The organism is Halomonas sp. (assembly GCF_041689495.1).
GTDB lineage: Bacteria > Pseudomonadota > Gammaproteobacteria > Pseudomonadales > Halomonadaceae > Halomonas.
Genome location: NZ_JBDNGD010000326.1, coordinates 1 through 8,879, shown reverse-complemented (window position 1 = coordinate 8,879; position 8,879 = coordinate 1). Strand labels below are relative to the sequence as shown.

7 protein-coding genes and 1 pseudogene are annotated in these 8,879 nt (G+C 64.7%); 3 read left to right on the top strand and 5 right to left on the bottom strand.

Going from position 1 to position 8,879, the window contains the following annotated elements:
* Nucleotides 1-336 precede the first annotated feature (336 nt).
* Nucleotides 337-2,529 carry an OsmC domain/YcaO domain-containing protein gene (locus tag ACESMD_RS10585; RefSeq protein WP_372612948.1) on the top strand — a complete coding sequence of 731 codons (2,193 nt, stop codon included), beginning with the start codon at nt 337-339 and terminating at the stop codon, nt 2,527-2,529.
* A gap of 199 nt (nt 2,530-2,728) precedes the next feature.
* Entirely contained in the window at nt 2,729-4,006 is a 1,278-nt protein-coding gene (locus tag ACESMD_RS10580; protein ID WP_372612946.1) for an acetate/propionate family kinase, read from the top strand.
* Here ACESMD_RS10580 and ACESMD_RS10575 read toward each other — a convergent pair.
* Genes ACESMD_RS10575 through ACESMD_RS10560 form a run of 4 tightly spaced genes read right to left on the bottom strand, consistent with a single transcriptional unit; the run spans nt 3,983 to nt 7,509 of the window.
* The gene (locus tag ACESMD_RS10575; protein ID WP_372612944.1) at nt 3,983-5,197 is read right to left on the bottom strand and encodes an iron-containing alcohol dehydrogenase; all 1,215 of its coding nucleotides are present in this window, start codon (nt 5,195-5,197) and stop codon (nt 3,983-3,985) included. The genes ACESMD_RS10580 and ACESMD_RS10575 overlap by 24 nt on opposite strands.
* Before the next feature lie 25 nt (nt 5,198-5,222).
* A complete protein-coding gene (locus ACESMD_RS10570; protein ID WP_372612950.1) occupies nt 5,223-6,038 on the bottom strand; it encodes a substrate-binding domain-containing protein in 816 nt (271 codons plus the stop codon).
* Between the two features lie 44 nt (nt 6,039-6,082).
* Nucleotides 6,083-6,799, bottom strand: coding sequence for an ATP-binding cassette domain-containing protein (locus tag ACESMD_RS10565; RefSeq protein WP_372612942.1), 717 nt, complete (start codon nt 6,797-6,799; stop codon nt 6,083-6,085).
* Between the two features lie 5 nt (nt 6,800-6,804).
* On the bottom strand, nt 6,805-7,509 hold the full coding sequence (locus ACESMD_RS10560) for an ABC transporter permease (protein ID WP_372612940.1): 705 nt from the start codon (nt 7,507-7,509) through the stop codon (nt 6,805-6,807).
* Between the two features lie 120 nt (nt 7,510-7,629).
* On the opposite strand from ACESMD_RS10560, the gene ACESMD_RS10555 reads away from it, so the two are divergent.
* Nucleotides 7,630-8,535 carry a substrate-binding domain-containing protein gene (locus ACESMD_RS10555; protein WP_372612938.1) on the top strand — a complete coding sequence of 302 codons (906 nt, stop codon included), beginning with the start codon at nt 7,630-7,632 and terminating at the stop codon, nt 8,533-8,535.
* A 93-nt stretch (nt 8,536-8,628) separates the two neighbouring features.
* Here the strand turns inward: ACESMD_RS10555 and ACESMD_RS10550 are convergent.
* Nucleotides 8,629-8,879, bottom strand: a pseudogene (locus ACESMD_RS10550) (hypothetical protein); the annotation flags it as partial.

The following is an 8,879-nucleotide window of genomic DNA, read 5'->3' as shown; positions in this document are numbered from 1 at the left end:
TTGCTCTTCAGTAGATTACGAATGTATTCTATGTTTGAGGGTTCCGAGAGTGTTCGCTTGATTTGATTTTGTATATGCATTCCCAAAGCATGCGTTAGTCAATGCATTTTGTCCAGTTGCTGCTTGTGGGTAAAGGGCAGTGCTAGGCCCGTTGATTCCCTCATGCATTGTATTCACCATGATCTGTTCCAGAACGGTCGTCCGGCCAAGAGCCGGTATCGGTAGTCCAGCCGGTGGTTTTTTGGACGGAGCCCGAGACGGATGGAGCGAAAAGCTGGATAATGGTGGACTTTCTGCCTTCGTTGCGGCGAAGCTCACGCGTCCGGTGTCCCGTCCATGGAAATCAAGGTCAACTTTCTCGAGAACCTCCGGCTGGAGGCCAGGTTCGACGACTTCACCGTCGTTACCGACCAACCCATTCGCTACAAGGGGGAGGGCTCGGCGCCCAGCCCCTTCGACTACTTCCTGGCCTCCTCGGCACTGTGTGCGGCCTATTTCGTGCGGGTGTATTGCTTGGCTCGCAATATTCCCACCGAGAATATCCGCCTGTCGCAGAACAACATCGTCGACCCGGAGAATCGCTACAATCAGATCTTCAAGATCCAGGTGGAGCTGCCGGAGGACCTCTCCGACAAGAACCGGGAAGGCATTCTGCGCGCCATCGAGCGTTGCACGGTCAAGAAGGTGGTGCAGACCGGCCCCGAGTTCCGGATCGAGACCGTGGAGAACATCGACGAGAATGCCCAGGCCCTGCTGATGGGCAAGCTGGAGGGTGAGGGTGCCACCTGGATCGAGGGTAAGGATCTGCCGCTTGAGCAGACCATCGCCAACATGACGGGCACCCTGGCGGACCTGGGTATGAAGATCGAGATCGCCTCCTGGCGCAACATCGTGCCCCATGTGTGGTCGCTGCATATCCGCGATGCCGCATCAAACATGTGCTTCACCAACGGCAAGGGCGCCACCAAGGAGAGCGCGCTGTGTTCGGCGCTGGGCGAGTTCATCGAGCGCCTGAGCTGCAACTTTTTCTACAATGATCAGTTTTTCGGCGAGGAGATCGCCAACGGTGACTTCGTCCACTATCCGGACGAGAAATGGTTCCTGCCGGGGCCGAACGACGAGCTGCCGGCGGGGATTCTCGACGACCACTGCCGGGCGATCTACGACCCGGAGGGCGAACTGTGCGGCTCGAACCTGATCGACACCAACTCCGGCCTGGTGGCGCGCGGCATCGTCTCCCTGCCTTTCGTGCGCCGATCGGACGCTGAGGTGGTCTACTTTCCCTCCAACCTGATCGAGAACCTCTACCTCAGCAACGGCATGAGCGCCGGCAATACCCTGCATGAGGCGCAGGTGCAGTGCCTGTCGGAAATCTTCGAGCGGGCAGTGAAGAAGCAGATCATCGAGGAAGAGCTGGCACTGCCGGATGTGCCTCTTGAGGTGCTGAAACGCTATCCAGATATTCTGGAGGGCGTCCAGGCGCTGCAGGCCCAGGGCTTTCCCGTGCTGGTGAAGGATGCCTCCCTGGGCGGCCGGTTCCCGGTGGTCTGCGTGACTCTGATGAACCCCAAGACGGGCGGTGTCTTCGCTTCCTTCGGGGCGCACCCGAGCTTCGAGGTGGCACTGGAGCGCAGCCTGACCGAACTCCTGCAGGGCCGCAGCCTGGAAGGTCTGAACGACTTTCTACCGCCGACCTTCAACTCCCAGGCCGTCTCCGAACCCAACAACTTCGTCGAGCACTTCATCGACTCCTCGGGGCTGTTGTCCTGGCGATTCTTCAGTGCCAGGTCGGACGTCGCGTTCTGCGAATGGGACTTCTCGGGGACCAACGAGGAAGAGGCGGCGACCTTGTTCGGTATCCTGGAGGAAATAGGCAAGGAGGCGTACTTGGCCGTCCATGAGGATCTTAGCGCGCCGGTTTGCCGAATCCTGGTGCCGGGGTACTCCGAGGTGTATCAGGTGGAGGACCTGATCTGGGACAATACCAACATGGCCCTGGACTACCGGGAAGACATCCTCAACCTGCACGCCCTGGGGGATGGCCAGCTGGCCGATCTGCTGGAGCGCCTGGAAGAGAGCCAGATCGACGACCATCTGGATATCATCACCCTGATCGGCGTCGAGTTCGATGAGAACACCGTCTGGGGGCAATTGACCATTCTCGAGCTGAAGCTGTTGATCAACCTGGTGCTTCAACAGCACGAAGAAGCCCTGGAGCGGGTCGAGATGTTCCTGCAGTACAACGACAATACCGTCGAGCGGGGGTTGTTCTACCAGGCCATGCGGGCGGTACTGGAGGTGGTGCTCGATGAGGAACTGGAACTGGACGACTTTCTCGGCAACCTCAGGCGGATGTTCGGCGAGGCGACCATGGAGGCGGTGGTGGGCTCGGTGAACGGTAAGGTGCGCTTCCATGGCCTGACGCCGACCAGCATGCGGCTCGAGGGGCTGGAGAAGCATCAGCGACTGATCGACAGCTACAAGAAGCTGCACGCGGCGCGGGCAGCCAGGGCGGCTTCGCTGGCGTAGTCTTCCCTCACCTGCCGTCACCATCACAAGCCCCCCGAACCGGTTTCCGGCTCGGGGGGCTTGCGTTTTGGCGGTAGGCGTATCGGAAGGCGGGATATCCTTGCATGCTGCAATGCATTATCCTTGCATCGCTTATTCCTTTCCCATGATGTGAGGCCTCGATGGGCACATCGTCGACCCCCCCAACGTTGAGAAGCGCATGAGCAAGATCCTGGTCATCAACAGTGGCTCCTCGAGCCTCAAGTTTGCCGTTTTCGTCGCACCGGCAGGCGGCCGCCTTCTGGATCTGACGCCCACCTATCGAGGACACTTCTCGGGTCTGGGCAGTCGGGCGACCTTCTCCCTCAAGGACGCCGAGGGCCAGGCACTCGAGGGTGAATCGGCAGGGGAGCCGTCGTCGCGATCGATCCCCGACGATCTCGGTCATGAGGGGGCCATGTCGCATCTTTTCGAGTGGCTGGAGGCCCATCCTGACACCAGCGAGATCGCGGCGGTCGGTCATCGCATCGTTCACGGGGGACGAGACTATGCCGCCCCGGTCTTGCTGGATGAGGAGGTCCTGGCCGATCTGGAATCCTTGGTTCCGCTGGCACCACTGCATGAACCCTTCGGCCTGGCCCCGGTGCATGCCCTGGCGACAAGGCAGCCAGACCTGCCCCAGGTGGCCTGTTTCGATACCGCCTTCCACAGCGACCAGCCAGCAGTGGCACGCACCTTTCCCTTGCCGCGTCGCTTCCGCGATGCTGGCATGATTCGCTACGGCTTTCACGGCCTCTCCTATGACTACATCAATCGTACCCTGATCAATTACGGCCTCCTGTCGGCCTCCAATGGCGTCGCAGCATCTCGTGTCATCGTCGCCCACCTGGGCAATGGTGCCAGCCTCTGCGCCATCCGGGATGGACGCAGCCTTGCCACCACCATGGGCTTCACGCCACTGGATGGCCTGATGATGGGGACGCGCAGCGGCAGCCTGGACCCGGGATTGCTGCTGCACCTGATCCTTCAGGAAGGCATGTCGCCGGAAGCCGTCGAGCGGCTGGTCTACAAGGAGTCAGGCCTGCTGGGGGTGTCGGGTATCAGTGCTGACATGCGCGACCTGCTGGCCAGTGATGCGCAGGAGGCCCGTGAGGCCATCGAGCTCTATGTCTATCGCATCGTGCGAGAGATCGGCAGCCTGGTCGCTGCCCTGGGCGGCCTGGACCACCTGGTATTCACGGCCGGAATCGGCGAGCGAGCGGCGGCCGTGCGGGCCGCCGTGGTGGACGGCTGTCAATGGCTGGGGGCGAGCCTCGATCCGTCGGCCAACAATGTCAATGCCCTCTCCATCGCCGCGGGCGACAGTCGCCTGGGGCTCTGGGTGATACCCACCGATGAGGAACGCATGATCGCCTGGTTTACCGCCAGGACGCTGGCCGAAGGGTCCCGGAGCCCGTTTACTCTCCCTGAGGGGTCAAAGCCGCCGACTCAGCAATGACGTGAGCTCGGCATCCGTGAGCACCAGCGGGTTGGTCTTCATGCTGCCGCCCCGGGCATTGGCGACCACCCGATCGAGATCCTCCCGGCCCATGCCGAAGTGGCTCAGGCGGGGCATGTCCAGCCTTCGGGTCCATTCCCGGAGTTCTGCCACCAGGGCGTCACAAGCGTCCTGGTCATCCAGCCCGGTTTCGCCGCTGAGCAGTCGTCCCACCCGGGCATATTTCTCCAGCGCCACCGGGGTCGTTGAGCGCTCACGCAAGGCCGCGATATTGATGTCGGTGGCCTCGGCCAGCAGGGTGCCGCATACCTCTCCATGGGGCATCGGGAAGAAGGCGCCAAGTGGTGAGGCCAGGCCGTGGACCGAACCCAGCCCGGCCTGGGCCAGGGTAATCCCCGACATCAAGGAGGCATAGGCGATCCGGCTGTAACCGGCGTCGGCATCAGGATGGCCTTCCTCCCAGGCCGACCAGAAGCCTGCGAGGAAAGCCTGCATGCCCGACCAGGAGAGGGCGTCGGTGGGCGGGCTGGCATTCAGGGAGACATGGGATTCCAGCAACTGGGTAAAGGCATCCATGCCATTGGCAGCGATCTGTGCCTTGGGACAACTGGCCAGCAGGTCGGGGTCGACCAGGGCGATGGTGGGCACCAATTGGTCGTCACGGAAGGATTTCTTGAAGCCTTCGGGTCCCCGCTGACTGAGCACGGCATTCTTGGTGGCTTCGCTGCCTGTGCCGGCCGTAGTGGGCACGGCGATGAGAGGCACGGCCGGCCCGGTATAGGGCAGCCCCTTGCCCACGCCTTCGAGATGGTCCATCACCGACGCGCCGCTGCGCAGCAGGCCGGCTACCGCCTTGGCGGCATCCAGGGTACTGCCACCCCCGATGGCGACCACGACATCGATTCTGCCCTCGTGGTAACCGCCTACGATCTCGTCGACTCGCTCCGGGGATGGCTCCCCATGGATACTGACGTGGTGCCAGGTCAGCCCGAGATTGGAAAGCGTGTCCAGTAGCGCTGGCCACTGGCCCGAGTCAACGAAGGAGCGTTTGCCGGTGACCAGCAGGACGGTGCCGCCGAAACCGGCGATCAGCTCGGGGAGGCGATGAAGTGATTGACGGCCGAACTGGATATCGGGAAGGCGGGCGATACGGAACGCATCGAGCGCCCCCGGCTGGCTGGCGATTGACATGCAGTGTACCTCCGGGTGTTGAGGATCAGTCCGTGGCGTTGGGGAAGAACAGCTGCTGGCCCTTCACCTCGAAGTCGGCGATGGCCTGTTGGCCCGCCTCGGAGAGCAGCCACTCATGCCACTGCGCGGCGAGGTCGTACTTGAGGTAGGGGTGGCGCTCGGGGTCGATCAGCACGCTGCCGTACTGGTTGAACAGCGCGTCATCGCCTTCGAACAGCAGTTCGAGGTTCTGGGGGTTGTCGAAGGCGACCCAGGTGGCGCGGTCGCTCATCACGTAGGCGTCCATGCCGGCGGCAGTGTTCAGCGTCGGGCCCATGCCGCTGCCAAGCTCCCGGTACCACTCGCCGCCGGGCTCGACGCCTGCGGCCTCCCACAAGCGCAGCTCGGCGCGATTCGTGCCGCTGTCGTCGCCGCGCGAGGCGAACGGTGCCTCGGCCCCGGCGATCAGTGACAGTGCCGCGGCTACGGTCTCGGCATCGACGATGCCGGCCGGATCGCCGCCGGGGCCGATGATCACGAAATCGTTGTACATCACGTCGGCGCGCTCGGTGCCGTAGCCCTCCTCGACGAAGCGCTCCTCGCCGACGGTGTCATGCACCAGCAGGCTGTCGGCGTCGCCGCGTCGGGCGATCTCGAAGGCCTGGCCGGTGCCCACCGCGACCACGCGCACGTCGATGCCCGTGGCCTCGGTGAACTGCGGAATGATGGCGTCGAATAGCCCCGAGTTCTCGGTGGAGGTGGTGGAGGCGAGGGTGATGTAGCGCTCGCCGTCCTGGGCCTGGGCGGCCAGTGAGAGGCTGAGCAGGCCGATGGCGGTCAGTGTGGTGCTTGTCTTGTGCAGCATGATGGCTTCCTTAGTGGTGGCAGTAACGTATATTGATGGGCTTACAGGACCAGTTCGCCCCGGATGAAGGCCCGCGCCTCGGGGGAGACGGGGGCCGTGAAGAAGGTGTTGGCCGGACCGTGCTCTACCAGCCGCCCGGCATAGAGCAGCACTACATCCTCGGCCAGGCGGTGAGCCTGATTGAGGTCATGGCTGGTCATCAGGATGCGGGTGCCGCGGCGGTGAAACTCGAGGACCGCATCTTCCACCGCCTTGATGGCCGCGGGATCCAGGGCCGAGGTGGGCTCGTCGAGCAGCAGCACCTCGGGTTCCAGCAGCCAGGCACGGGCCAGGGCGAGGCGCTGCTGTTCGCCGCCGGAGAGCACCCGAGCGGGGCGGGCCTCCAGGGCGGCCAGGCCGAAGCGTTCCAGGGCCTCGCGAGCCAGGGGACGTCGCCGCTGCCGGGGCGTGCCATTCACCGCCAGGGCATAGGTGAGGTTGGCCAGGGCGGAGCGCCTGAGCAGCACCGGGTGCTGGAACACCATCGCCTGACGCGGCGTGTGGCCCTCCCAGCTGACCCGGCCACGGGTGGGAGGCAGCAGGCCGTGGGCGAGGCGCAGCAGCAGGCTCTTGCCTGCCCCATTGGGTCCCATCACCAGGGTGCGACGGCAGCCTTCCAGGCGCAGGTCGAGGGGCTGAAGCAAGGACTGGCCGCGGTGGTCGAAGCCCACTCCCTCCAGGGCGAGCGAGGGAATCGCGCTGGTTGTCAGGCGTGACATCGTGTTCATCCCAGTCGCCTTCGCGCCGACTCGCCCATCAGGTGGGCGCCGGCGTTGACCAGGGCAACCAGACCGAGCAGCACGATGCCGAGCCCCAGGGCCAGCGGCAGGTTGCCTTTGCTGGTCTCCAGCACGATGGCGGAGGTCATCACCCGGGTGACGCCTTCGATATTGCCGCCGACGATCATCACCGCGCCGACTTCGGCGCTGGCACGACCGAAGCCGGCCAATATCACCGTCATCAGGCCGAAGCGGGAATCCCACAGCAGGGTGGGGATCATGCGCGGCTTGGAGAGTCCCAATGAGCGTAGCTGCTCGTGGTATTCGCCGTGGAGCTCTTCTATTTGCTGGCGGGTCAAGGCGGCGATGATCGGCAGTACCAGGATCACCTGGGCGATGACCATGGCGCCGGGGGTGAACAGCAGGCCGAACTCCCCCAGCGGCCCGGCCCGGGAGAGCAGAAGGTAGACGGTCAGCCCCGCCACGACCGGCGGCAGCCCCATCAGTGCGTTGAGGATCACGATCACCACGCCGCGCCCGGGAAAGCGCCACAGCGCCAGTGCTGCCCCCAGCGGCAGGGCGATCAATGCGGCGATGAGTACGGCGCTCAGCGAGACCCGCAGCGACAACGCCACAACCCCGAACAGGTCGGGGTCCGCTCCCAGGATCAGGGCCAGGGCGGTCTGGAAGGCGTTGGCATCGTCGGACATCGTGGACTCCAGCGGTTTGCCTGCATCATGTGCGTTAAATCGCAGTGACGCATCCAACGCAGTAATTCATGCAGTACTATGCAGGATAACGACATTTCTGATGCCATGAGGGGGCCTTGCATGAGGGAAACCAATCGGGGGAGCGCGTCCCGTGCCTACCTGACCACCGCCGAGGTGGCCGACTACCTGCGTCTCAAGGAGCGCAAGGTCTATGACCTGGTGCGCCAGGGGGCGATGCCCTGCGTGCGCGTTACCGGCAAGCTGCTCTTCCCGCGCCAGAGCATCGATCTCTGGCTGATGAACCACCTGGAAGGGGATCAGGCGAGCAGCCGCCCCGTGCCTGTAGTGTTGGGGGGCAGCCAGGATCCGCTGCTGGAGTGGGCAGTGCGCGAGAGCGGGGCGGGACTGGCGCTGCTCTGCCACGGGAGCGGCGACGGTGTGCGGCGGCTGCTGACCGGCGAGGCGATGGTGGCGGGGCTGCATCTGCTGGACGAGAGCAGCGGCGGCTACAACCGACCCGAGGCGTTGGGGCTCGGCGGCATGCGGGACCTGGTGATGGTGCGCTGGGCGACCCGGCGCCAGGGGCTGCTGCTGGCGCCAGACAACCCCCTGGGCATCGCTTCCCTGGAAGACCTGGCCAAGAACGCAGTGCGCCTCGCCCATCGCCAGCCCGCCGCCGGCGCCCATCGGCTGCTGGCATGGCTGCTGGCCCGGGCGGGGATCGACACCCGTCGGCTGCGCTTCACCGCGCACCCCTCTCTCAACGAGGACGACCTGGCGCTGGCGGTCCGCCAGGGCGAGGCGGATGCGGGGCTCGGGGTCGAGGCGGCGGCCCGCCGCCAGGGGCTGGCCTTCGTGCCGCTGCACGAGGAGGCCTTCGACCTGGCCCTGCGGCGGCGCAGCTACTTCGAGCCGCCGATCCAGCGGCTGCTGGCCTTCGCCCGGGAGGCGCGCTTCGCCGAGCAGGCCGAGGCGCTGGGTGGCTATGACGTCAGTGAGCTGGGCAAGGTGGGCTATAACGCCTGAGCGGTGGCGGAGATCGAGGAGGCGCTGCGCGATGCTCTGGCCTCTATGAGCAGGATGGCAAGCTCGTCATGGGTTCGAGTTCAAGGTGGCGCGTCATGCCCGGGCCTCCGCGGATTCGAGGCGTCGTATGGGTGCTTCCTTAATGAACCAGTGCAGGGCCGCCGCCGCCACGGAGAGCAGGATGGCGATCTTCCAGACCACATCGTAGTTGCCGGTGACGTCATAGAGGTAACCGCCCAGCCAGACGCCCATAAGGAACCGAGCTGATGGAATAGGAAGACGATGCCGCACGCAGGGAGAGGTCGCTTGCCTGGCGGGGCGTCGGGCGGTCGCGCAGCATCCCG

Coding starts and splice junctions, on each gene's coding strand:
- ACESMD_RS10585 (WP_372612948.1), top strand. CDS start 337: ATGGAAATCAAGGTCAACTTTCTCGAGAACCTCCGGCTGGAGGCCAGG.
- ACESMD_RS10580 (WP_372612946.1), top strand. CDS start 2,729: ATGAGCAAGATCCTGGTCATCAACAGTGGCTCCTCGAGCCTCAAGTTT.
- ACESMD_RS10575 (WP_372612944.1), bottom strand. CDS start 5,197: ATGTCAATCGCCAGCCAGCCGGGGGCGCTCGATGCGTTCCGTATCGCC.
- ACESMD_RS10565 (WP_372612942.1), bottom strand. CDS start 6,799: ATGTCACGCCTGACAACCAGCGCGATTCCCTCGCTCGCCCTGGAGGGA.
- ACESMD_RS10560 (WP_372612940.1), bottom strand. CDS start 7,509: ATGTCCGACGATGCCAACGCCTTCCAGACCGCCCTGGCCCTGATCCTG.
- ACESMD_RS10555 (WP_372612938.1), top strand. CDS start 7,630: ATGAGGGAAACCAATCGGGGGAGCGCGTCCCGTGCCTACCTGACCACC.